Source organism: Escherichia sp. WS2035 (genome assembly GCF_046487065.1).
Lineage (GTDB): Bacteria > Pseudomonadota > Gammaproteobacteria > Enterobacterales > Enterobacteriaceae > Escherichia > Escherichia coli.
The window spans coordinates 305717-330200 of the sequence record NZ_JBJQKD010000002.1 but is presented as its reverse complement, the minus strand read 5'-3'; the positions used below and the strand labels follow the sequence as shown (position 1 = coordinate 330200).

Genomic DNA, 24484 nt, shown 5'->3' with positions numbered 1-24484 from the left:
CTTATATTCAGCTTTTGTTATATAAGGCTTTCGTCTTTGAGGTCGTACGTTGGCGTAAATGCCAGGATAATTCAGCCCAAAAGCCAGGCACGTGCAATATTTGCCGTTGGACTTTTTTGGCGTCAGCACACAATTCCATATTATTGGTGGTAGATACCCCACCCATAGAAAATTCAGACACCAGGCCATTGAGTTTTTTAAATGCATAACCGGCTTTATACATTTTGGCCGCCAGCGCGTAATCGGAAGAAACTTTATACTCCAGGTCATAACGCCATTTCTTCAAGCCGGACACCGGGAAAAATATCGCCTGATGACTGGCGGGCAGGCTGTGGTAAATATACCAACCCGGTTTGGCGCTACGTTTAATTTTATGCCCGTCGCCAAAATCCAGCAGCGCATCGCCGGTGATCATCACGTTATCTTTTTGCACTTTTAACTTACGGACAAAATATGCGGCATCCTGATGAAAAATATCGCCCGAGTTGAGAAACAACGCGAACTTGCCTTGCGCCATTTCAATACCTTTGTTCATGGCGTCGTAGATACCGTTATCTGGTTCGCTGACAAAGTGTAAGTTATAGATACCATTGAGATTTTCCAGATACTCACGGGTGCCGTCGTTGGAACCGCCATCAACAACAATCCATTCGAAGCTGATATCGTCCGCCTGCGCCAGATGCGCCAGCGAGGCGTGTGTTTTGACTATTCCTTCGAGGTTACGAAACGCGACAGTGATTATGCTAAGCAACATGTTTTACCTCGTAATACCCGTCATACTTCAAGCTGCATGTGCGTTGGTTTTCCTCGCTCACCCACTTCCTGCAACTCGAATTATTTAGGGTGTATATTTAACGCTTTTCGCAAAATAAACGGGCAGACGATTAAAAACGCATATTCTGGGCTAAATATCGAACCGGTAAAAAACAGCGATACCGGAGTAAAAAGATATAATTGCACGCGAAAATTGCGGTTATCACCAAAAGCGTTGATCATCATTTTTATCACTTTTCCCATGTACCACAGCGATAAAAACACTGCGAACCAGGAAAAATAAATAATCAGCAGATACAAACCATTGTCTATGGTTTTTCCGACATCCGCACCGTTAAATATTCCGAATGATGCGACATATTCATAAAGTGAGCCAAATCTGACTACACCGTCAATATGGGTTAAAGAATAACCGACCATCACCAGCGGACCGACAATACGATAATACGATGACGATCCTTCTGTACCTAAATCGCCCAGACGGGTGGAAATATAAGGGAACGCGATTACCACACCAACCAGGAATACAGCCAGAGAAATCAATGCTAACGGTAACTTTTTCTTAATCGCCTCTTTATTCAGATATTGAAATGCCCACTCCAGCAAATAAAAAAGGATAAAGGTCATAACCCCTGAAAATGAACCGGATAATATTATCCCTGCGAGAATCATAGCATCTGTTTTAGGCGTTTTGATACCAAACTGTTTGATGCTGAGCCAAATTGAGATTAATGCCAGAGCGAAAAATGCCGGTTCGAAATAAAGTGCTGTCGTGCGCTTGCCGCCGAATTTAATGAAATTCAGCACATAGCTGTTGCTGTAAATCAGATATTTCGAAATCGACTCCATAATACTGCTACCGCCGGTGAGGATAATTTGCGCCATCTCCACCGCCGCCAGCACCACCACCAGCCCGACCACCAGATAAAAGAAACGTAATATCTTGCGATGGTTGTGTGGCGAAATCGTTTTAAAGCGAATACTCCACACCATGCCAATAATGATCACAATATAGACAAACAGCATGGTTGAAGTGACGTATTTACTGGCATCCAGCGACTGACCAAACAGGTAGTTAAACGCCGTAAGTCCCGCGCCAATCCCCAAGGCAATCATCAATTTTTTAACGCTGATGCGCTCTAAAAACAGCAGTAACAGGACAGGTAAAAAAGTGACGATGGTGATGGGGAAACTTTCGCCAAGCTGGGCGATTTTGACGTTAACCAGCAGGTAGATCAGCGGCAGCAGCAGGTAGCTACAGATTCTGATAGAAGTTGACATACTCCTCCAGCATCTGTTGTCCACTGTAGGCGGCGCGGCTGCGCTGGCTGAATTCAGCCAGCGTGGTACCAAATATCGCCTGTGCGATTTCCGGTTTGCTTAACTGCACCAGTTGCAGCACATCTTCTTCGCTGACGGTTTTACCACCGGATTTTTGCAGCACTTCCCGCGCCGCATCGCTATGGGTGGCGATCACCGGCACGCCAATCGATAACGCCTCACACAAAATCAGCGGGTAGTTATCGACGCGAGAACTGAACACCAGCGCATCCATCTGATTGAGCACGCTCATTAACTTGCGCTTGTCAGTTTCAAAGCCGTGATTGACAACGTTACCAGCGGTGAACGGCGAGAACTTACCAAAGGTATGCAGTTCGATTTTGTCACCCAGCGCCATCATCTCGCGTACCAGTTGCTGGTTAGTTTTGCCGTCGTAACGCAGGTCATGCGCCACCACCGCGATTTTCGGCTTGCCCTGGGTTTCGCGTACCGGAGGCAAGTCCGCCAGAATCGCTTCGGTTGCCATATCAATGCCATTATTGATAATCCGGCAACGCCCTGGACCGTACAGACTATTGAAAGCATCAGCCACATGCTGGCTGGGGGAAATAAACTGACAGCCCAGTGCCAGCATCTCGCGGAATAACTGGCGTTTACCCGCCACCAGCTGGTGCGCGCGATCAATCTTCACCGGTGGATAGTTATTTAAGGTCGGGCATTTCTGGCAGCCCGTTTTCCAGCCTTCGCAACCGTCGGTAAAGGCGCAGCGTCCGGTAACGCTCCAGTGGTCGTGTAGCGTCCAGACCAGAGTGACATCCGGTTTATGGTTTTTCACTTTTTCGCAAAAGCGCACCACGCTCTTAAGATTCAACCAGTAGCTGTGCAGCACATGAAAATGCAGAACCACCGGGCCCGGTGTGCGAGTAATGGTGCGATATAACTCATTGAAATTGCCGAACAGATCGCGATTAAGCAGACGAAACAACGCAATGTTCGCCATCGCGGTCATCCGTGGCGTATGTTTGATGACCTGCGGATAGTTCTGATGGCTGACGCTCTCTTTGCCGCCTTTGCCGTAGCCGTAGACAAAATGTGACGCCAGCCCCTGTTGCAGCGCGCGCTGGTGGAGATCTAATGCCACACCTGCTGCCCCGCCTTCCGCCAGTCGCACATTAAATTGCAGAATATTCATTTAATTACCTTCACTCGCGCTTTTTCTCCCACCACCAGCGCGTTGTCCGGGACAGAGTCGAGCACCACGCTGCCCGCGCCCACGGTGACGTTGTTACCAATCGTGATATCACCAAGAATAATGACGTTGGCACCGAGTTCGACGCCGTTGCCAATGTGTGGACATGCCATGTTATCGGCACCACGATTGCCGATAGTGACGCCGTGACGAATGGTGAAATCATCCCCCGCGACCACGTTTTTATTGATCACTACGGCGTAACCGTGATGGATAGTAAAGCGTCGGCCTATGGTCGCGGCGGCCTGGATTTCATAACCGAAAAAGCATTCGGTGATAATGCGATACAGCACCAGCAGCGGGGCCGCCCAAAGATTGTTGAGGACGTTCTTTTTGCGCCACACCGAACAAAAATGAGCGGCACGATAGGCAAGAACCATGCAGCACGGGCGTAAACTCCAGCTGTTGGCGCGCAGATCTTCCAGCATCTTTAGCGCCCCCGAATACCATCAGCCAGACGTTTGCCGTTACGCACCGACAGCAGCGTCAGCAAAGTGCGCCAGGTCATGCGTTTATTGCGGATCTGGTAGAGGGTAAACAGCTGATATTTTTTGCTGGCGCGGTCGAATTTGTCTTTGTGCTTGCGGTAAAAGTGGAAGTATCCGGAGAATTTTTTCGGTGACGAGGTGATCTGCATTTCGCCGTGATTGATATGCAGGATCTGCGTCGCCTCTTCCACTTTCCACGGTTCGCCGTACTCCACCACCATCCGCAGGAAGATGTCGTAATCCTGTGCCGCTTTCAGTTCGGTATCGAACAAGCACTCTTTGAAACGCCACGCCCAGGTAAAGACCTGATTGCCAATGATATTGCGTTTGTAAAACAGGCGGCGTGAATACGGCGATTTGGGATACAGCGGCAAGCTTGCCGGTTGGGAATAAACTTCGCCCTGGCAAACGTAGTCGTTAGCGTACAAAAAGGCGTGTGTGACCAGTTGCTGTTTATGGGCGAGGAAGACGCTCAGGCGGTTGGGTGTCCATTCATCATCGTCATCGATCCCGGTGATGTATTCCCCTTGCGCCAGCATAATCGCCTGGTTACGTACCGCGCACGCCCCGCTGTTAATGTCGTTGTGAATGTAAGTGATACGCGGATCGTTGAGGGCGGTGACGTACTGTTGTAGTTGTTCCCAGGAGGTGGAGCAATCATCCACGATGATCATCTCCCAGTTGTTGTAGTCCTGGCGCAGGACCGATTTTATCGCCCGAATCGCCAGTTGTTGGCGGTTCCAGGTCGGCATATAGATTGAAATCAGCGGATTGTCTTTCATAGGTTGTTCTCCCGGAGTATCGAGATGTTCTGCCGGTTTATAAGCTGGTTTACAGGTTCTGTTGCCGGATGCGGCGTGAACGTAGGTCGGATAAGATGCGTCAGCATCGCATCCGACAGCGGATCTCGTTATTTCGCATCCGACTTATATTCGTATTCGTAATAGCCATAATCCTGATACGCGCTGGCGCGGCGGAAGATGGAGTTCAGAATCACCCCTTTCACCGGAATACCGTTTTGCTCAAAGCGGCTCAGACTGGTTTCCACTTCTTTCAATGTGTTGACCGCATAACGCGCCACCATCAACGTGGTTCCGACATGACGACCAACAATTGCCGCATCGGTCACTGCCAGAATCGGCGGCGTATCAATCAACACCAGGTCGTAGTTTTTACTCGCCCACTTCACCAGTTCGGCAAAGCGTTCGCTCATTAACAGTTCAGAAGGATTTGGCGGTACCTGACCGCGCGGGATCAGGTCAAATTTGGCAATAGAGGTCGGTTTAGCAGCGGTAGTAATATCGCCCTGTCCAATCAGAATTTCCGACAGGCCATTAACGTTATTAGTGCCCAACAGCTCGTGGGTGTAGCCTTTGCGCATATCGCAGTCGATCAACAACACCCGTTTATTGGTCTGGCTAATCACCGCCGCCAGGTTGGCGCAGACAAAGGTTTTACCGATTGACGGGCTAACCCCGGTCATCATCAACACATTGTTCTGTGCCTGCATCATCGCGAAGTGCAGACTGGTACGCAGACTACGGATGGCTTCAATCGCCAGATCGGTTGGATTCCCCACCGCCAGTAGCTGGCTCTGTTTATAGCGTTTAATCCCTTTGATGGTTTTGACGCTATCGCGCGCTTTCTGCCACTCCGACAGCGGGATGCTGGCATAAACGCTGATACCGTGTTCTTCCAGCACCTGCGGGCTTTCGATACCGCGATTAAACAACGAGCGCAGCAGCACACCCACGATAGAGAGCATCAGGCCAAGGATAATCGCCCCAAGGATAATCAGCACTTTCTTCGGTTTCAGTACACCTGGCTGGGTGATTGCCGGGTCGACAATGCGCACATCGCCGACGGTGCTGGCTTCGGTGATTTTCAGCTCCTGCTCTTTATTCAGCAGTTGCATATAGACCTGCTGACCAGACTCGACATCGCGGGTCAGACGCACAATTTCCTGCTGGGTTTTCGGCATCGCCGTTACGCGACCATTAAGTTTGGCTTTTTCGTCTTCCAGCGCCTGCCGTTTCTCCAGCAGCGTGCGGTACGCCGGGTGAACTTTGGTGTACAGCTTGGAGATTTCCGCCTCTTTAAAGGTCAGTTCGTTCAACTGCGCGTCGATGTTCACCATCGAATCGAGCACCGCTTTCGCTTCCAGCGGCAGATCAACTGAATCTTTATCCTGACGGAAGGCATTCAGTTTGTTTTCGGCAACATCAAGGCGGCTACGTACTTCCGGTAACTGTTGCGCGAGGAAAGCGAGGCTTTTCGACGCTTCCGCCGATTTGCGCTCAATATTTTGTTCCTGATAGTTACGGGCGATGCTGTTAAGAATGTCGCGGATCTGTTCGCGATCTTCACCGGTGTAAGTCAGGCTCAGAACACCTGCGTCTTTGCCGTTCTCCGTTACCGTCAGGCTGTTTTGCAGTTGGTTGATCATCCCCAGCGTGGAGTATTTGGTGACGGTAAACTCACTGCCCGGGCTGGCGTGAATGGCTTCAACCATCAGCGTGACGCCTTCTTTTTTCAGCATCTGGCCCGCTTGCCCACGGGCGCTAAAGCCGCCATCGCTGCTCAGGGTGTAGTTTTTGTTGTCCAGCACATTAAGCGTAAACACCTGATCCGCCATCTCCTTCGGTCGGTTAAAGGTGGTCACTTTCACCGTCTCGTTCTGGCGTCCCGTCAGGCGCTCCCAGCCCGCACCGAAAATCGGGAACGTGTTTTTGCTCACCGCAATATCAAGGTCGAGATCGTCCACCGTTTTACCAAGCACCAGACGCGAACGAATCAACTGGATCTCGGCGTCCGATGCAGGCGGTTTGTTGGCTAATGCCGATCCGATATCCTGCACTAACGAATTGCCGCTGCTTTGTTCGATTTGTACCAGTGCGTCGGCGCTGTATATCGGCGTAGCGAAGAAGGTGTAAACCACGGCACAGAGGGCGAATACGGCGGTAATGCCAATCACCCACCAGCGTGCTTCAATGATGGTGCCAACCAGGCGACCAATATCGATTTCATCACTGCCCGTTACCGGAGCGGCATGTTGTTTTACTTTTTCTGTCATTCTTATACCTGCTCTGCGTTCAATGCCTGCGCCCACTGGTGGGCAGACCGTTCAAGTAATGCGTACACCGCTGCAAACGTTTCCCGGCTTTTGCGATATGGATCGGGGATTTCACATTCGTTATCCCAGTGACCAAACAGCATCACTTTGCCGCGCATCTCGGGTGCCATCTCGCATAAGCGTTCGATATGGCGCTTTTCCATGGTCAGAATCAGGTCGTAGTTGCGACACAGGCGGCGGCTGATTTGCCGTGCACAGTGACCTTCCAGGGACAGTTGATGTTCTGCGGCGACGCTGATAGCGGTAGGATCAGCGCCCTTACCGACCAACGCGCCGAGTCCAGCGGACTCCACTTTTAGCTCCGGGTGATAACGTTGCAGTAAGCGTTCCGCCGTCGGGGAACGGCAAATATTGCCGACACAGACAACTAAGATGTTGTTAAACATGACGATTACCAGTTATGAATGTCGCTGGCTGTATCCGTCATGTAACGGACACCGCTAATAGTTGGCAGCAACTGATTGATCAGACGGTTCCAGCGGGATACCGGGGCGGTGGTGACATACACCACGTCATAAGGTTGCAGGCGGAATTCTGTCGCCATTACCAGCGACGTCGCATCGGACATATCCAGCTGGTAGATATTGGCAATCTTGCCGTTACGCCCGCTCTCGCCTTTCAGCGGACGAATGACAAAGATGCCGCTGGCGTTGGAGGTGGTCATGTCGATGCCTTCAGCATTGCCCAGGGCTTCAGTCAGGGTCATGCCGCTAAAGTCCATTTTCAGGGTGCTCTGTTTCTTCACTTCACCCATCACAAACACTTTCAGATCATCATTACGTGGCACGTAAAGAATATCGCCGGGGTAAAGCAGTCGGTTCTGATTGAGGTCGCCGTTTTGCATCAGCGCCTGCAAAGAAATGCGCTCTTCACGACCATTGTGTGTTAGCACCACGTTGCGCCAGTCAGCGGTGTCGGTCAGGCCACCTGCGGCGTTGATGGCGTCGAGAATGGTCAGTGGCACGTTGGTAATGGCCTGTTGACCGGATTTATTCACCTGACCGGAGATATAGGCTTTTTGCGAGCGGAAGGCGGCGATATTAACGTCCACCTGCGGGTCAGCGATGTACGTCGCTAAGCGCCCGGTAATATCACTGCGGATTTCAGCGAGCGTTTTCCCCACCACGTGAACTTTGCCGATATACGGGTAGAACATGGTGCCGTCAGGCTGTACCCAGTTGCCGGTGTCGCTGGAGCTGCGGTACTGACCGGCTGGCGTGGTGAGTTCCGGGTGATCCCAGACGGTGACATTAAGAACGTCCCCCGGCCCGACGCGATACTGGTAATTCGCGATCTCGCTTTCCAGCGTCATATTGGGGCGCGCTACATTCGGGCGTGGGCGTAATTGATCAATCAGGCGCGGGGTCAGCGGATAAACATTCACCATTTTGTCGAGATCGAAATCAGCGTCCTGCTGTTTGATGACGTCTTTCCCCAGCGTCGACATATTGCTGCCCGGAAGTACTGTGCAACCGCTTATCAAGGTTACTGACACCAATAATGGCATCAATTTCATTTTGGATTTCATCATTGTTTATTTATCACTTTGGCAGAGTAATTATCCTGTGCACTATTAATAGCAATGTCGCCATGCACATTTACCTTGCAGTTAATTGAATAAAAATTTAACTGGCATCAGTCCTAAAAAAAATTGATTTCATCCGCAGGCTATTGACAGAATAATTCAGACTGGTCTTTCAGGCATCCAGACACGCTACCGCCCCTGGCTTTTTAGCTACCAACACACTGATTTAGCTTAATTTTTCACACCCTCTCTGCATACAGTCGTTGATGAGAAAGGGTTATTGCGGAAATTAACTTCCGAATATAAGGTGACATTATGGTAATTGAATATTGGCTCTCCAATAATGCAGGAGGAAGTGTTACAGCTAACGGAATAGCAGGCAAGGTAACAATTCGGCAATTGGCTATTTTTAAGAATTATATTAAGTGTCGTTCAATATGGTTTTTAGGAGTTTCTTTAGATTGACAATATTTAATATAGTGTCTCCACATGCGATATTTCTTAAATAATGTTTTATTATTAGCACCTTTAATTCTGGGATAATGTGAGGTTATAACCCTCAAATAATATGAGATAAATAGTGCTGCAACATTGCATTTTTGCCCCGATTTATCCATGATCGAATTGTGACATTTGTCATACAACGAATAGGTTTTGTACTTACTATGGAATGGATTGCCGATCCGTCTATCTGGGCTGGGTTAATCACGCTGATTGTGATCGAACTGGTCCTCGGCATTGATAACCTGGTCTTTATTGCCATCCTCGCCGAAAAACTGCCGCCGAAGCAGCGCGACCGCGCACGGGTTACCGGGCTGCTGCTGGCGATGTTAATGCGCCTGTTACTGCTGGCGTCAATCTCCTGGCTGGTCACCCTGACTCAACCGCTGTTCAGCTTCCGCTCGTTTACCTTTAGCGCCCGCGATTTAATCATGCTGTTTGGTGGTTTCTTCCTGCTGTTCAAAGCCACGATGGAGCTGAACGAACGGCTGGAAGGGAAAGACAGCAATAACCCCACGCAACGCAAAGGTGCGAAGTTCTGGGGGGTGGTGACACAAATTGTGGTACTGGACGCCATCTTCTCACTCGACTCGGTGATTACCGCCGTCGGGATGGTCGACCATTTACTGGTCATGATGGCCGCCGTGGTTATCGCTATCAGCCTGATGTTGATGGCCAGCAAGCCGTTAACGCAATTTGTTAACAGTCACCCGACCATCGTTATTCTCTGCCTAAGCTTCCTGTTGATGATTGGCTTTAGCCTGGTGGCAGAAGGTTTCGGCTTCGTCATTCCGAAAGGCTACCTGTACGCTGCTATTGGTTTCTCGGTGATGATCGAGGCGCTCAATCAGTTGGCTATCTTTAACCGGCGACGTTTTCTTTCCGCTAATCAGACGCTGCGCCAGCGGACTACCGAAGCGGTAATGCGCCTGCTTAGTGGGCAAAAAGAAGATGCGGAACTGGACGCCGAAACCGCGTCTATGCTGGTGGATCATGGTAACCAGCAAATCTTTAATCCGCAGGAACGGCGGATGATTGAGCGGGTACTTAATCTTAACCAGCGTACCGTCAGCAGCATTATGACGTCGCGCCACGATATTGAGCATATCGATCTCAACGCGCCGGAAGACGAGATCCGCCAGTTACTGGAGCGAAATCAGCATACGCGGCTTGTCGTTACTGATGGCGATGACGCAGAAGATTTGCTCGGTGTTGTTCACGTTATCGACCTGCTACAACAGTCACTGCGCGGCGAACCGCTCAACCTGCGGGTGTTGATTCGCCAGCCGCTGGTGTTCCCGGAAACCTTGCCGTTGTTACCTGCCCTGGAGCAGTTCCGTAATGCCCGCACACACTTTGCTTTTGTGGTGGATGAGTTTGGCTCGGTGGAAGGGATTGTGACATTAAGTGACGTCACTGAAACCATTGCCGGTAACTTACCGAACGAAGTGGAAGAGATCGACGCCCGCCATGATATTCAGAAGAATGCGGACGGTTCCTGGACGGCGAATGGTCATATGCCGCTGGAAGATCTGGTGCAATATGTGCCGTTGCCGCTGGATGAAAAACGTGAATATCACACCATTGCCGGGCTATTGATGGAATATTTGCAACGTATTCCAAAACCTGGCGAAGAAGTTCAGGTGGGGGATTATTTGCTTAAAACGTTGCAGGTGGAAAGCCATCGCGTGCAGAAGGTGCAGATTATTCCGCTGCGTAAGGATGGCGAGATGGAGTACGAGGTGTGATGGCATCGGCCATTTTACCCAATGCTGCGTAACGCCTTATAACTTCAGCAATGAAGCGTTGTCTGTGGTACATGGACATCACAGCGGGGGTGTGGGTCCGGCTGTAAATCGCCGAATCGTTTCCTGTAGGCCGGGGCAGCCCACATGGATGTGGGCTGAGGGCGCGTTTTACAGGGATGTTACCTCGCGCCCGTACCCGATAGCCGAAAGGAATAAGATGAGGGAACCGCGCCAGCGGCGATTTACCGCCGGGAGCCCGGGTTGCCAGGGTGGTGGCGATTGAGCCACCCTGGCACGTTCACCGGCTTGAGCGTTCCATAGTAGCGAGGAACATCAAGTGAACGGAACAGCCTTCGATCTTACATATTCAGAATATAATGGTGCCGCCACGAACGCCTGATGCGACGCTTTACGCGTCTTATCAGGCCTACAGGACAGGTCACCTGGTAACCTACATCTTCTCCAGCAACTTCTTCACATCTTTGCCATTGCGGGAATCTTTATTCCGCTCGGCCCAGTCGTTAAGACGGCGTTTTGCTTCATCCTGTAGATGTTTACGCAGTAACTGATCCACTTGCAGGCTGTAATTAAGTTGCTGCCAGTTGCCATAAACCCGCAGCGGTACTGGCGTTTCTTTGAGGAAATCAATCAGTTTGCTTTCCCCGTTCCAGCCACCCACGACCCGAATATCAAACTGGGTGTCGCAGGTTTGATCTGCCAGATTCAACATGCCTTCCCCTGTCAGCGCCAGCACAGGCGATTGACCTTGCATGTCGTTTAACGTCACGACGCCATCCTTCAACGTCAAATCGGTGGTAAAGCGGTCAAGACGCGTCACGTTATCGAAGTTTTCAGCGGCCTTCACATCACCACCATTACGTTCTACCGCTTGCTGAATCATCTGCTGGAAGTTCATCCCTTCCATGCGTGTATCAGTCATTTCGACATGTGCCTGTCCTTGCCAGTTGTGGCGGAATGCGTCGGCATCTATGTCAGCACCGGAGAAATCACCAGCCAGTGACATCTTTCCGGTCAACGAAATCGGATAGTTAAACGCCTTCAGAATGGTGCCAATCTCAACGTTTTCCAGCCGTGGCTGGAAGTTTATCCGCGGATTTATTGATGTCGCGTCCAACGTGCCCGGCAGTGAAACCTGTCCACCGTTAAGTTTGCCCTGCAGTTGAGTAATTTCCAGCAAACCCGACTTGTTGGTCATTTGCGTGGCAACATCTGTAAAATTCATTCCGCGCCAGCGCACGTTACTGGCCTGCAACAAAATATCAGCCGTAAAGCCTTGCAGTCCCTGATAGGCCGGTTCATCAATACGCGAAGAAATGACCGGGCGCGGCAACGTTGATTGGCTCTGCCCTTGCTGCGCGGCACCGTTCTCACCGTTCGCTGTTTCATTAAGGGGGATGAGGTTGTCAAGATTCAGTTGCGGGAATTGCAGTCTCAGCTGCCATTCCGGTTTCTCTGTCAACGTGACCTGTGCTTGCCCGCTCAGCGTACTGTCATTGGCGGTCAAACTGATTTGGTTAAATGAAAGGCGTTTATGTGACTCCTGCCACTGGGCCTGGAAACTCCCCTGCCCCTGAATACCTTGTTTTGGTAAATCGGCCCCCTGCAACTGCCAGTTAATTTGTTCAATAGCCGCCGTTAAATCATGCGGATAATCAGAAGCATCTACTGTACCGTTAAGGGATAATGTGAGATCGCGCTGATCGCGATTAACCCGCCCGGAAAACTCAAATGAGCCACGATGTTGGGGATCTTGTTCCATTTGCAGGCGGATATTGCGGATTGTCACCTGCTCGTCATCTTCATGCTGGAACACCAGAACGCTGTCCGCCACCTTAAGACTGGATATATCAAACGACCATCCGCGATCGTCTGACAGATCCGGCAAGGTATTGTCGCGCGGTGCAACCGGAGCGTCTTCACTGCGCACCGCTTCCGTCTGCGGCGTCAGTTGGATCACTGCCCCTTTTAGCATCACCTGCTTAACGCTCAGTTGATGACTCAGTAGTGGTAAAAGCGCCACGTCCAGACGCATGTTGTCGGCGCGAACCAGTGGCTGGCTTGCGCCCTGGGCGGTGAGAGACATTCGCCCGGAGAGGATACTAAGCTGCGGCCAGACGTGCCAACGCAGTGGCCCGTCGAGCTGCAATTGATAACCGCTACGTGCAGCAACTTGCTTGACCATATAGTCGCGGAAATCATTCGGATTCACCAGCAACACTAACGCAGATAACCCGGCCACCAGCACGACCAGGAGTATCATCAGCGTCGTCAGAAATCGTCTCATGGTATCCTCAATGGGCCTGAATTAGTCTTTATCGATTCGGCTGGCTACCGCGCCCTGCTGGTTGCGATATTTCGCATCTTCACGGCGGTTGTAAGGTCGCGCCGCCGGGCCGGAGAGCGGCTCAAAGCTCAGCGCACCAATTAACATGCCCGGACGCAGCGCCAGCGGCAGCTTACCGGAGTTGTAAAACTCCAGCACAATGCAGCCAGACCAGCCCGGATCGATACGGTGCGCGGTGACGTGCACCATCAGCCCCAGACGCGCCAGTGAAGAACGCCCGTCCAGCCAGCCCACCAGATCGGCTGGCAGCGTCACCGACTCCAGCGTCACCGCCAGCGCCAGCTCTCCTGGGTGAAGATAAAACGCCTCGCCCTCGTCGAGCACGATTTCATCGCTCATCACGCGGTCAAGCGCGGCGCTCACTTCATCTTTGGGACCGCTCAGATCGATAAACGCTGCCGTGTGACCACGGAAGGTACGAAATTTATTGCCCAGGCGCACATCCACCGTCGCGCCGTTAATACGCTCCACTGGCGGACGTGGGTTGATCGACAAACGGCCTTCATCAAGCCAGGCTTCAATATCTCGGTCACACAGACGCATGGCATTTTCTCCTTTCGAGCATCACTCCCTTAACGCCAATTACGTCAAGGGCATACCAGGTTATCACTGAACGGTACACAATTTATCAAGCTTATTCAAAGAACTGACTTATTTTCGCTTTCAATATATCGATCGCGATGCGGTTTTTCCCGCCGCGCGGCACGATAATGTCCGCATATTGTTTAGAAGGCTCAATGAATTGCAGGAACATCGGGCGCACGGTTTTTTGATATTGCGCCATCACTGAATCCATTGAACGCCCACGCTCGTTAACGTCACGCTTGATGCGGCGCATCAGACAGATATCCAGCGGGGTATCAACGAAAATGGAGAAGTTAAGTTCGTCACGTAAACGCGCATCCGTCAGCAACAAAATGCCTTCGAGAATGATGACCTTCTTCGGCTCAACCGTCACCGTTTCTTTCATACGCGTATGTTCAACATAGCTGTAAACCGGCAGGTCAATTGCCGAGCCGCGTTTCAACGCTTGTAAATGCTCAAGCAGCAGGCTGTGATCCATCGCGCTGGGATGGTCGTAGTTGGTCTTAACGCGTTCTTCCATCGACAGATGGCTTTGATCTTTGTAATAGCAGTCTTCGGGAATTACGCCGATGTGTTCATCACCGACTTGCTCACGTAATTCACGATAAAGGGTACTGGCAATAAGACTCTTGCCGGAAGCCGATGCGCCAGCGATACCGATAATGACGCACTGATGAGACTGATCAGTCATATATTTAGCGACCTGATTAACCTGGATGTTAGGAAGGGGGCGACGAAGCGCCAAACGCGGCAATTATAGGGATTTCATCCGCCTGATACCAGTCGAATAGCGTTGCCGCGCGCTCAGAGTTAATTGTTGACGAAGAATTCCCGGTGGCAAATTACGTTGATCAGTTTTATACAAGGTAAAAAATGTTATACGCAGTTGCGCAAATTATCCGCCTTTACGTCACTTTATGAGCAATTCGCATATAAAATGTAAAACTTTTGTACTAGCATGAACACAGAAACGAATACTGACGACCTGGCCTTGCGGATAAAGCGGTAATGAGCAAACAATCACAGCATGTATTAATTGCCCTGCCCCACCCGCTGCTTCACCTGGTCAGTTTAGGTTTAGTCTCGTTTATCTTCACCCTTTTCTCACTTGAGCTTTCGCAGTTTGGCACCCAACTCGCCCCACTGTGGTTCCCGACGTCCATCATGATGGTGGCGTTTTATCGCCATGCCGGGCGCATGTGGCCGGGAATTGCGCTGAGCTGCTCGCTGGGAAATATCGCCGCATCCATCCTGCTTTTTTCCACCAGCTCGCTGAACATGACCTGGACGACCATCAATATTGTTGAAGCCGTGGTCGGGGCAGTGCTGCTACGTAAATTGCTGCCGTGGTATAACCCCTTGCAAAATCTGGCTGACTGGCTGCGTCTGGCACTCGGCAGCGCCATTATTCCGCCTCTGTTGGGGGGTGTTCTGGTTGTCCTGCTGACGCCCGGAGACGATCCTCTCAGGGCATTTTTGATATGGGTACTGTCAGAATCCATCGGCGCTCTGGCACTGGTGCCGCTGGGATTGTTATTTAAACCACACTATCTGCTGCGCCATCGCAACCCAAGGTTGCTTTTTGAGTCGCTGCTCACGTTAGCTATCACGCTGACGTTAAGCTGGCTTTCGATGCTGTATCTGCCGTGGCCTTTTACTTTCATTATTGTGCTGTTGATGTGGAGCGCCGTGCGCCTGCCACGAATGGAAGCCTTTTTGATCTTCCTTACCACAGTGATGATGGTATCGCTGATGATGGCCGCGGATCCCTCTCTGCTTGCTACGCCGCGTACGTACCTGATGAGTCATATGCCGTGGCTACCGTTTTTGCTGATCCTGCTGCCCGCCAACATCATGACCATGGTGATGTATGCCTTTCGTGCGGAACGCAAACACATTTCCGAAAGCGAAACCCGCTTTCGGAACGCGATGGAATATTCCGCCATCGGCATGGCATTAGTGGGCACCGAGGGACAATGGCTGCAATCCAACAAAGCGCTCTGCCAGTTTCTCGGTTACAGTCAGGAAGAACTGCGCGGACTCACCTTTCAGCAACTGACCTGGCCGGAGGATCTCAATAAAGATCTGCAACAGGTTGAAAAGCTGATCAGCGGTGAAATAAACACCTATTCAATGGAAAAACGCTACTACAACCGCAATGGCGATGTTGTCTGGGCGTTGCTTGCCGTCTCACTGGTGCGCCACACGGATGGCACGCCGCTCTATTTTATCGCTCAGATTGAAGACATTAACGAGCTAAAACGCACCGAACAGGTGAACCAGCAACTGATGGAGCGCATCACGCTGGCTAACGAAGCGGGCGGGATTGGCATCTGGGAGTGGGAGCTAAAGCCGAATATTTTTAGCTGGGATAAGCGGATGTTCGAGCTGTATGAAATTCCTCCGCATATCAAACCGAACTGGCAGGTGTGGTACGAGTGCGTGCTGCCGGAAGATCGCCAGCACGCCGAAAAAGTGATTCGCGATTCATTGCAATCACGCTCTCCCTTTAAACTGGAATTTCGCATTACCGTGAAAGACGGCATTCGCCATATCCGCGCCCTCGCTAACCGGGTACTGAATAAAGAAGGCGAAGTCGAACGCCTGCTCGGCATTAATATGGATATGACCGAGGTTAAACAGCTTAACGAGGCATTGTTTCAGGAAAAAGAGCGCCTGCACATTACGCTGGATTCCATCGGTGAAGCCGTGGTCTGTATTGATATGGCGATGAAAATTACCTTTATGAATCCGGTGGCGGAGAAGATGAGCGGCTGGACGCAGGAAGAAGCGTTAGGTGTTCCGCTCCTGACGGTGTTGCATATTACTTTTGGCGACAACGGACCATTAATGGAGAACATTTACAGTGCCGACACCTCACGTTCCGCGATTGAACAAGATGTGGTGTTGCACTGCCGAAGCGGCGGCAGCTACGACGTGCATTACAGTATTACGCCGTTAAGTACTCTGGACGGCAGCAATATTGGTTCGGTTCTGGTGATTCAGGACGTCACCGAATCGCGCAAAATGCTGCGCCAGCTGAGCTACAGCGCCTCCCATGATGCACTGACGCATCTCGCCAATCGAGCCAGTTTTGAGAAGCAACTACGCATCCTGCTGCAAACGGTAAACAGTACACATCAGCGACATGCACTGGTGTTTATCGATCTTGATCGCTTTAAAGCGGTGAATGACAGCGCCGGGCACGCCGCTGGCGACGCTTTACTGCGCGAACTGGCGTCATTGATGCTGAGTATGCTGCGCTCCAGCGACGTGCTGGCGCGACTCGGTGGCGATGAATTTGGTCTGCTGCTGCCAGATTGTAATGTCGAAAGTGCGCGTTTTATCGCTACACGCATTATCAGCGCCGTGAATGACTATCACTTTATCTGGGAAGGACGTGTACATCGGGTAGGTGCCAGTGCAGGGATTACCTTGATTGATGACAACAATCATCAGGCGGCTGAAGTGATGTCGCAGGCTGATATCGCCTGTTATGCCTCCAAAAATGGTGGCCGGGGCCGGGTGACGATTTACGAACCGCAGCAAGTTGCCGCACATAGCGAACGGGCTGTGATGTCGCTTGATGAACAGTGGCGGATGATTAAAGAGAATCAGTTGATGATGATCGCCCACGGTGTCGCTTCGCCGCGGATCCCGCAAGCGCGTAATTTGTGGCTGATTTCACTTAAGCTCTGGAGTTGCGAAGGCGAGATTATTGATGAACAAACATTTCGTCGTAGCTTCAGCGATCCGGCACTTAGCCATGCTCTTGACCGACGGGTATTCCACGATTTTTTCCAGCAGGCCGCAAAAGCGATTGCCAGTAAAGGCTTAAGCATCGCCCTCCCCCTTTCCGTTGCCGGTTTGAGTAGCGCCACGCTGGTGAATGAACTAATTGAGCTGCTGGAAAATAGCCCTCTATCACCACGGTTATTACATCTGATTATTCCGGCAGACGCGATTTTAGATCACGCAGAAAGCGTGCAAAAACTGCGGCTGGCGGGATGTCGGATCGTATTCAGTCAGGTGGGCCGCGATCTGCAAATCTTCAACTCGCTGAAAGCGAATATGGCAGATTACCTGCTACTTGATGGTGAGTTATGCGCCAACGTGCAGGGAAATTTGATGGATGAGATGCTGATTACGATCATTCAGGGGCACGCTCAGCGGCTCGGGATGAAGACCATCGCCGGGCCAGTCGTTTTACCCTTAGTGATGGATACGCTTTCTGGCATCGGCGTCGATCTGATTTATGGCGATGTGATTGCCGATGCCCAACCGCTGGATTTGCTGGTGAATAGCAGTTATTTCGCGATTAACTAAGGGAGCGTTTGCCCATTGCCTGATGCGACGCTAACGCGTCTTATCAGGCCTACAAATCGCTCATTCCCCAGGCCGGATAAGCTCGCACCGCATCCGGCAACCAACGTCATGCTTCGTCTGGTTGCCAGCCTTCCGTATACCAGATATGCAACAACGCATAAGAACGCCAGGGCTTCCAGCGTTCGGCATAACGGCGGATTTGTGCCGGTGTCATTCCCGGAAATCGCTGTTTAATCAGATAATCATCCGGCAGAAAAACATCTTTCGCCTGCCAGCCACGCAAAGCAAAATAATTTGCCGTCCAGCGCCCGATACCCGGAAAGGTTTGCAGCGTTTTCATCGCTTGTTCTACGTCGCCCGGTATTGTCATTGGTAAGGTGCCCTCCAGCGCCGCATTTGCCAGATGAATCAGCGCCTCTGCCCGTTTCAACGGCATACCTAACGCTTTTAATGCCTGCGGGTCGGCTACTGCCAGCCGCTGAGGCGTGGGGAAGCAGACATAATCCGGAAAATCATCCAGCCGTTCGCCATAAAGCTGTGCCACTCTGGAGGTCAATTTTGCCGCCATCGCCACGCTCACCAGTTGGCCTAAAATCGCCCGCACGCCCTGCTCAAAAGCGTCAACACAACCAGGTAAACGCAATCCGGGCCGCCCCGCGCCTAACTTTCCCAACGCACCGTTAACAATCTGCGGGTTACATTGCAGATCAAACAGGCGGCTCATTTTCGCCAGACACTCAGCGGCAACAGGTTCTAAACCTACACTTAAATTTATGTGCAGAGTATGGCGGGCTATATCCGGAATAGCAGTCACCACGCCGCGATATTCGCCTACCGCCAGACTACGGGCATAATAACTGTCCGCGACCGTTTCCACGCCGCTCACCGCACGGGCGGCGAGAAATCCCAACATCCACGACCAGTCATACGGCGGCTGCCAGTTCAGGGTATACATCGCATCTCCTTGTTAATCCGCTTTCAGCATAAACGTTATTCAGACGTTACGCTTTGCTTTCATATTCCGGTTGTCGCGACGGCAACATTTCGCTAAAGTCACGCCCCTTCTTCACCGGCATGGGGATTATTTCGTGTTTATTGGTTTTGATTACGGTACAGCAAACTGTTCAGTGGCGGTCATGCGCGACGGTAAACCGCATTTGCTAAAAATGGAAAACGACAGCACGCTGCTGCCTTCAATGCTTTGCGCGCCAACGCGTGAAGCGGTAAGCGAATGGCTGTACCGCCATCATGATGTTCCGGCAGACGACGATGAAACGCAGGCGCTGTTGCGTCGGGCGATTCGTTATAACCGCGAAGAAGATATCGATGTCACGGCGAAAAGCGTGCAGTTCGGTCTTTCTTCACTGGCACAATACATTGATGATCCGGAAGAAGTGTGGTTTGTGAAATCACCAAAATCGTTCCTCGGTGCCAGCGGCTTAAAACCGCAGCAGGTAGCGCTGTTTGAGGATCTGGTCTGCGCAATGATGTTGCACATTCGCCAACAGGCGCAGGCGCAGCTGCCGGAGGCAATTACTCAGGCGGTGATTGGTCGCCCGATCAACTTCCAGGGGCTGGGCGGTGATGAAGCAAACACCCAGGCGCAAGGGATTCTGGAACGCGCGGCGAAGCGTGCCGGGTTTAAGGATGTGGTATTCCAGTACGAGCCGGTCGCGGCTGGGCTGGATTACGAAGCCACCTTGCAGGAAGAAAAACGAGTGCTGGTAGTGGATATCGGCGGTGGTACGACTGACTGTTCATTGCTGCTGATGGGGCCGCAATGGCGTTCGCGTCTCGATCGTGAAGCCAGCCTCCTGGGTCATAGTGGTTGCCGTATTGGTGGTAACGATCTGGATATCGCACTGGCGTTTAAGAACCTGATGCCGTTACTGGGCATGGGGGGCGAAACCGAAAAAGGCATCGCCCTGCCGATTCTGCCGTGGTGGAATGCGGTTGCCATCAACGACGTACCTGCGCAAAGTGATTTCTACAGTAGTGCCAACGGTCGTCTGCTTAACGATCTGGTACGCGATGCCCGCGAACCGGAAAAAGTGGCCCTGTTACAGAAAGTCTGGCGTCAGCGTTTAAGCTATCGCCTGGTACGTAGCGCAGAAGAGAGCAAAATTGCGCTTTCAAGCGTAGCGGAAACCCGCGCCTCACTGCCGTTTATCAGCGATGAACTGGCTACGCTGATTAGCCAGCAAGGGCTGGAAAGCGCCCTCAACCAGCCACTGGCGCGGATTCTGGAACAGGTGCAACTGGCGCTGGATAACGCCCAGGAAAAACCGGATGTTATCTATCTGACCGGCGGTAGCGCCCGTTCACCGCTGATTAAAAAAGCGCTGACAGAACAGTTGCCGGGCATTCCGATTGCAGGTGGCGATGACTTTGGCTCCGTCACCGCCGGGCTGGCACGCTGGGCGGAAGTGGTGTTTCGTTAATTGAAAACTGGCTCAGCAACGGCTTAAATCAGCCTGCGCCTGAGCCAGTTTTTCTGCCGCCTGACGTAACGGTTCCATCAACGGCATGGTCCGTGCTGGAGCTTGAAGGCGGAATCGCTGCAACTCTGTCGCACCGACAGTCAGCGCCGATTCCAGCCGATGTCGTTTGGCGGCCATTTTTGCCATTACCGCTTGTCTGTCTGCAGGCGTTACCGCTTCGTTCGGCCTGAAAACAAAACGGCGTTCGCAACTCGCTTTCCAGTCGATAACCGCCTGGGTCAGATGATCACCAAAACCCCTAACTTGCTTAACGCTCCGTCGGGTAACGTCCGCTGCTGTTTCAATACCAAAGGACCGTAACGCCGCTTTACGCGCAGGGCCAACGCCGGGAATAGAGGCAACATCAATAAAAAATCCCTCCAGAAACTTCTGCTTCTGCCGTTCCCTTGCGGTGTCGTGAAGTGCTGCCAGATCGCGCTTTTCTTCTTCCGGTAACCCAAGAATTTCGTCCTTCATTTTTTCGAGCATCGCCCGTTTGGCGATAAAACCTTCCAGCCCGCCCAACTGTTGGATCTGGCTGACTAAATGGTCATAGTCCATTTTTGCGCGATTAAAAGCCTCTCTTCGTCGCTGGACTTCTACTTTGTACGCTTTGCTTGTCAGGCTGCCAATAATCCAGATAGCCGCCAGCACGGGAACCAAAATGATATAACGCGGTTCTGTCTGAAGGCCGCAAAGCAGCAGCGATAACCCTGACAGTGCGATCTCAATCAGAATGATGTATTCGCGCCTTAACAGGCCTGAAGGAAGCGGCCTGCCAGCAGCCTGGAAATGATCGGGTAATGGCAATTGCAATGCTGGCGGTGCTACTGACGCCATCACCATCGCCCAGACTTTCGCCAGCACAAAATTCCCGCCGGTGGTAATGACCTCTTCGCCGAGATCAATAAAATAGATAACACCTTGATTATCCAGCGCACACCATGGGCAGTCAGCCAAATGACCGGGATAAACATGCATTGCCGAAACGGTACATTTCTTTAACTGTTGGCGTAGTAAATCAAGTGCCGCTACCCACGCTTTTGCCGTCGGACGCCCGGTTGCCACGCCACTTTCCGTGAATGCCTGCTGAAACATGGCTTCAACATCGCCCGGTAACATCGACAGCGGAATCGATCGTGGCGGCGGTTTTAAACCACGTCGCTGATTATCTGACGCGTAGGCATAACGGAAATGGGCAATATCCGTCTCCAGCGCATTACCCGCATCAGAGATAAGCGGTACACCGGAATAAGGATGCCGCCCACCAAACAAGACGTGAAATATCAGCAACGCAAGGCCAAAATTATCGTGATTTTCTGTGCGTTCAAAGCCGACAAATGATGGCATGGTTTGCAGCTCTGGCGGCGTAAAATGCGACACGCCGACTTCGCATAAATGCAGTGTACCATTGGCATTAATCTGAAAGGAGTCGCTATCAATCATCACCACTTTGCTGTCGCGACCTACCATAAAGCTGTTCTGGTTTACGTCACCCACGACGTGCCCGTGCTCGTGAACCGTAGCAAAAGATGAAGCAATATTGCGCGCAACATAGAGTAGAAAATCCCACGCACAATGAGGGTAACTCTGGCGACGATGTGCCGGGCTATAGATCATATGAATCGGTTCTTTACCAGAAACTTTTGGCATCATAAAACCGATAACTTTTCCACCTCGTCCACCGTGAAGCGTTGCCTGCGGCCAGGCGACATAATTCAACAACTGCGCGTCAGCTGTCGCAGCCATAAAGGCAAGTTTGTCCTGTTTTAAGGCGGGAGGCGACGTGTGATAAATCTTGGCGACGCTCTCGACAAACTCCTCGATATCATAAACCGCACCTTCGCCGCCTTTGCCCAGTTCACGGCCTGGCGTAACGCACTCACCAGTAGCAGTATATAAAGTGGGTTTCATGGTAACCACAGCGCCAGTGCCAACGTTTTATCATCATCCGTACGCTCGTTTACCGCCGGGCTGGACAAAAACTGCTTTAACAATTCAGGTAATAAATCGAGTTGTTCCTGCGTTGCTGACGCCAGTCCATTGAAAAACGGGGTAAAGAAAGGCATATGCGGAGAATTATCCAGCATATTTAACGCCAGTCGCTGAATACCATCCGTAAATGCTGCAACTTTGTGCGCACGCTCAGTGCTGGTGAAAGTATCCAGTCTGGAAACGGCATCTTCATCAGTAATGAAGTGCGTCATATTGGCATATTCCCCCACCATCGGCGTGAGCGGCAGTTGCAAACCGTGACCCAAATCTACCACCACGCCGCCATCGCCAATCTGCATAATCAAGGTGCCATTAGCTGATGAAATCAATCCCAAAAACGTGCAGGCAAAATCGCGAACCGCTAATTCTTTGGCTTCCGCCTCGGCAAAAAGTCGCTGACGAATGGTCAGCACAATGTCCGTTGCGAGGACATCATTAAGCCCCAATTCCCCGCCCTGCACTTTTTGCGACATATAAGCCATCGCTTCATTGACGGCGAGCATCGCACCTTCGCCTCCCTGCGAGGCGCTACCTGCGCCATCAGCGACAAATACCGACAATAATGGCTGCTGGTCATTTAGCCAGGCAACCTGTATCTGGCAGGCATCCTGGCAAGGCAAGTCCGCACTGATGTGCGACGTTCCAACGGCTGATGCATAGACCAGTCGCCAGCTCACACTGACGTCCAGCCTTTTGGCGCTTCCAGCACAACTTCCGTTCCCGGCGTGGAGCGGGAAACCGAACGCAGCGAACTGGATAACCAGCTAAACAGTTCACGGAATTGTAATCCCTGCAGTGGCAAAGGCTGACGAACGCTGATTTGTGCCAGCGTCTTCATATCCGCCCCCTGAACGCCGATGGTAAAGAAGGCAAACTTCTTATCTTCTTCCCCCTGAAACACTTTGTTGGCGGCAGCCTGCCACTCATCGGTTGGTGCACCATCGGTGATCAGGAAAATCCACGGACGATAATAGGAAATACCATTGGCACGATATTCACGTTTCCGCTCCTCAACCATATCCAGGGCTTTGGTAATGGCAGAGCCCATTGGTGTATCGCCCTGGGCAAACAGGATGGGCGGGAAAAAATTAGCGGCGCTGGTAAAGGGTTGTTCCACATGCACCGGGCCGAACGTCACAATGCCGAGTTCCACTCTTTTTAAGGCCAGCGAATCGGCAAGCAGCTCATCGCGAAAGGTAACCAATCCGGCGTTAAGTTCATTAATGGGTCTACCGTTCATAGAACCAGAAACATCCAGCAGCAAAATGCAGGGGCAACGTGGTTCCGGGTTACTGGCAAAATCGCTGGTGGCAAACGTGATTTGTTCGCTCATAAGAAATCCTTTCTTAGAGAATTATTGAGGTCCGGTATCATACCGACTGCAATAATGAAATAAGAGCAAACGAAGAAACTTTCAGAATTAGGCCCGGCGGCGCAGAAGATTTTGCTATTCGCCTCGCAAGAACGTGGGCTTACAGATTGACAACAAGGGTTGAGTGACATAATTTCAGGAGTGAGGGTAGAGCGGGGTTTCCCCCGCCCTGGTAGTCTTAGTATGCTGGGTAGCTAATGACTAAGAGCACCACGATGATGAGTAGCTTCATCATGACCCTTTCCTTATTTAAGGCCCCTTCCTCGGGAGGGGCTTTCCCGTTTCAGCGTCCCGCTGAAATCTTCGGCTTACCTCCTTTCGCCCTGTATGCAGTCTATCGCTGACTTGCGGATAAAATAGTTTCAAGTGTGATTATTGCGTAACGACTCGCAAAGAATATTTGCTGGCAGGATCGCAGACTGCAAAGTCTGCGGATTGACAATTGGACCGTGAAGGCATACTTTCAGGAATGAGGGTTGAGCGGGGTTTCCCCCGCCCTGGTAGTCTTAGTAAGCCGGGAAGCTTATGACTAAGAGCACCACGATGATGATCCACTTCATCATGACCCTTTCCTTATTTATGGCCCCTTCCTCGGGAGGGGCTTTCCCGTTTCAGCGTCCCGCTGAAATCGTCGGCTTATCTCCTTTCGCCATGCAAGCAGT

At 51.5% G+C, this 24484-nt stretch carries 21 protein-coding genes; 4 read left to right on the top strand and 17 right to left on the bottom strand.

Annotation, left to right across the window (positions count from 1 at the left end; all coding sequences use genetic code 11):
* Positions 1 to 7 precede the first annotated feature (7 nt).
* The 8 genes from wcaE to wza form a co-directional block, all read right to left on the bottom strand.
* Positions 8 to 754 carry a colanic acid biosynthesis glycosyltransferase WcaE gene (gene wcaE / locus ACJHX4_RS06235; RefSeq protein WP_000927030.1) on the bottom strand — a complete coding sequence of 249 codons (747 nt, stop codon included), beginning with the start codon at positions 752 to 754 and terminating at the stop codon, positions 8 to 10.
* A gap of 80 nt (positions 755 to 834) precedes the next feature.
* The gene (wcaD, locus tag ACJHX4_RS06230) at positions 835 to 2055 is read right to left on the bottom strand and encodes a colanic acid polymerase WcaD (RefSeq protein WP_000107832.1); all 1221 of its coding nucleotides are present in this window, start codon (positions 2053 to 2055) and stop codon (positions 835 to 837) included.
* Complete coding sequence (gene wcaC, locus ACJHX4_RS06225) at positions 2030 to 3247, bottom strand: colanic acid biosynthesis glycosyltransferase WcaC (RefSeq protein ID WP_001023935.1); 1218 nt, start codon at positions 3245 to 3247, stop codon at positions 2030 to 2032. Before wcaC ends, wcaD begins: the two co-directional genes overlap by 26 nt.
* The gene (gene wcaB, locus ACJHX4_RS06220; RefSeq protein ID WP_000888713.1) at positions 3244 to 3732 is read right to left on the bottom strand and encodes a colanic acid biosynthesis acetyltransferase WcaB; all 489 of its coding nucleotides are present in this window, start codon (positions 3730 to 3732) and stop codon (positions 3244 to 3246) included. Before wcaB ends, wcaC begins: the two co-directional genes overlap by 4 nt.
* A gap of 2 nt (positions 3733 to 3734) precedes the next feature.
* Positions 3735 to 4574, bottom strand: coding sequence for a colanic acid biosynthesis glycosyltransferase WcaA (gene wcaA, locus ACJHX4_RS06215; protein WP_000654487.1), 840 nt, complete (start codon positions 4572 to 4574; stop codon positions 3735 to 3737).
* 128 nt (positions 4575 to 4702) lie between these two features.
* Entirely contained in the window at positions 4703 to 6865 is a 2163-nt protein-coding gene (gene wzc / locus ACJHX4_RS06210; RefSeq protein ID WP_000137092.1) for a tyrosine-protein kinase Wzc, read from the bottom strand.
* A gap of 2 nt (positions 6866 to 6867) precedes the next feature.
* Positions 6868 to 7311 (bottom strand): low molecular weight protein-tyrosine-phosphatase Wzb, encoded by a 444-nt coding sequence (wzb, locus tag ACJHX4_RS06205; RefSeq protein ID WP_000482899.1) that lies wholly within the window; start codon positions 7309 to 7311, stop codon positions 6868 to 6870.
* Between the two features lie 5 nt (positions 7312 to 7316).
* Entirely contained in the window at positions 7317 to 8456 is a 1140-nt protein-coding gene (gene wza / locus ACJHX4_RS06200) for a polysaccharide export protein Wza (RefSeq protein ID WP_000978080.1), read from the bottom strand.
* A 309-nt stretch (positions 8457 to 8765) separates the two neighbouring features.
* Here wza and ACJHX4_RS06195 point away from each other — a divergent pair, with 309 nt between their 5' ends.
* Positions 8766 to 8915, top strand: coding sequence for a hypothetical protein (locus ACJHX4_RS06195; RefSeq protein ID WP_162863342.1), 150 nt, complete (start codon positions 8766 to 8768; stop codon positions 8913 to 8915).
* A gap of 200 nt (positions 8916 to 9115) precedes the next feature.
* Positions 9116 to 10699, top strand: a complete 1584-nt coding sequence (locus ACJHX4_RS06190) for a TerC family protein (protein WP_001296218.1) — start codon at positions 9116 to 9118, stop codon at positions 10697 to 10699.
* 451 nt (positions 10700 to 11150) lie between these two features.
* Here the strand turns inward: ACJHX4_RS06190 and asmA are convergent, their stop codons facing one another.
* From asmA to udk, 3 genes are all read right to left on the bottom strand, one after another.
* Complete coding sequence (asmA, locus tag ACJHX4_RS06185) at positions 11151 to 13004, bottom strand: outer membrane assembly protein AsmA (RefSeq protein ID WP_001252365.1); 1854 nt, start codon at positions 13002 to 13004, stop codon at positions 11151 to 11153.
* Between the two features lie 21 nt (positions 13005 to 13025).
* The gene (dcd, locus tag ACJHX4_RS06180) at positions 13026 to 13607 is read right to left on the bottom strand and encodes a dCTP deaminase (protein WP_001234767.1); all 582 of its coding nucleotides are present in this window, start codon (positions 13605 to 13607) and stop codon (positions 13026 to 13028) included.
* A gap of 91 nt (positions 13608 to 13698) precedes the next feature.
* Positions 13699 to 14340, bottom strand: a complete 642-nt coding sequence (udk, locus tag ACJHX4_RS06175; RefSeq protein WP_001295424.1) for a uridine kinase — start codon at positions 14338 to 14340, stop codon at positions 13699 to 13701.
* A 317-nt stretch (positions 14341 to 14657) separates the two neighbouring features.
* On the opposite strand from udk, the gene ACJHX4_RS06170 reads away from it, so the two are divergent.
* Positions 14658 to 17975, top strand: a complete 3318-nt coding sequence (locus tag ACJHX4_RS06170; protein WP_000043719.1) for a diguanylate cyclase — start codon at positions 14658 to 14660, stop codon at positions 17973 to 17975.
* Positions 17976 to 18081: 106 nt separating this feature from the next.
* Here ACJHX4_RS06170 and alkA read toward each other — a convergent pair whose 3' ends face one another.
* Entirely contained in the window at positions 18082 to 18930 is an 849-nt protein-coding gene (alkA, locus tag ACJHX4_RS06165) for a DNA-3-methyladenine glycosylase 2 (RefSeq protein ID WP_000288402.1), read from the bottom strand.
* 133 nt (positions 18931 to 19063) lie between these two features.
* On the opposite strand from alkA, the gene yegD reads away from it, so the two are divergent.
* Positions 19064 to 20416 (top strand): molecular chaperone, encoded by a 1353-nt coding sequence (gene yegD, locus ACJHX4_RS06160; RefSeq protein ID WP_000469704.1) that lies wholly within the window; start codon positions 19064 to 19066, stop codon positions 20414 to 20416.
* Between the two features lie 12 nt (positions 20417 to 20428).
* Here yegD and yegI read toward each other — a convergent pair whose 3' ends face one another.
* The 5 genes from yegI to ACJHX4_RS06135 all read right to left on the bottom strand — a co-directional run bounded on the left by yegI (position 20429) and on the right by ACJHX4_RS06135 (position 24385).
* Positions 20429 to 22369: a protein kinase YegI gene (gene yegI / locus ACJHX4_RS06155; RefSeq protein WP_001296219.1), complete on the bottom strand. Its 1941-nt coding sequence runs from the start codon at positions 22367 to 22369 to the stop codon at positions 20429 to 20431.
* Positions 22366 to 23127 carry a protein-serine/threonine phosphatase PphC gene (gene pphC / locus ACJHX4_RS06150; protein WP_000119036.1) on the bottom strand — a complete coding sequence of 254 codons (762 nt, stop codon included), beginning with the start codon at positions 23125 to 23127 and terminating at the stop codon, positions 22366 to 22368. The genes yegI and pphC overlap by 4 nt, the downstream gene beginning before the upstream one ends.
* On the bottom strand, positions 23124 to 23783 hold the full coding sequence (locus ACJHX4_RS06145; protein ID WP_000003165.1) for a vWA domain-containing protein: 660 nt from the start codon (positions 23781 to 23783) through the stop codon (positions 23124 to 23126). The genes pphC and ACJHX4_RS06145 overlap by 4 nt, the downstream gene beginning before the upstream one ends.
* A 217-nt stretch (positions 23784 to 24000) precedes the next feature.
* Positions 24001 to 24057 carry a type I toxin-antitoxin system Ibs family toxin gene (locus ACJHX4_RS06140; RefSeq protein WP_001386901.1) on the bottom strand — a complete coding sequence of 19 codons (57 nt, stop codon included), beginning with the start codon at positions 24055 to 24057 and terminating at the stop codon, positions 24001 to 24003.
* Between the two features lie 271 nt (positions 24058 to 24328).
* Positions 24329 to 24385: a type I toxin-antitoxin system Ibs family toxin gene (locus ACJHX4_RS06135; protein ID WP_012767741.1), complete on the bottom strand. Its 57-nt coding sequence runs from the start codon at positions 24383 to 24385 to the stop codon at positions 24329 to 24331.
* Positions 24386 to 24484 lie beyond the last annotated feature (99 nt).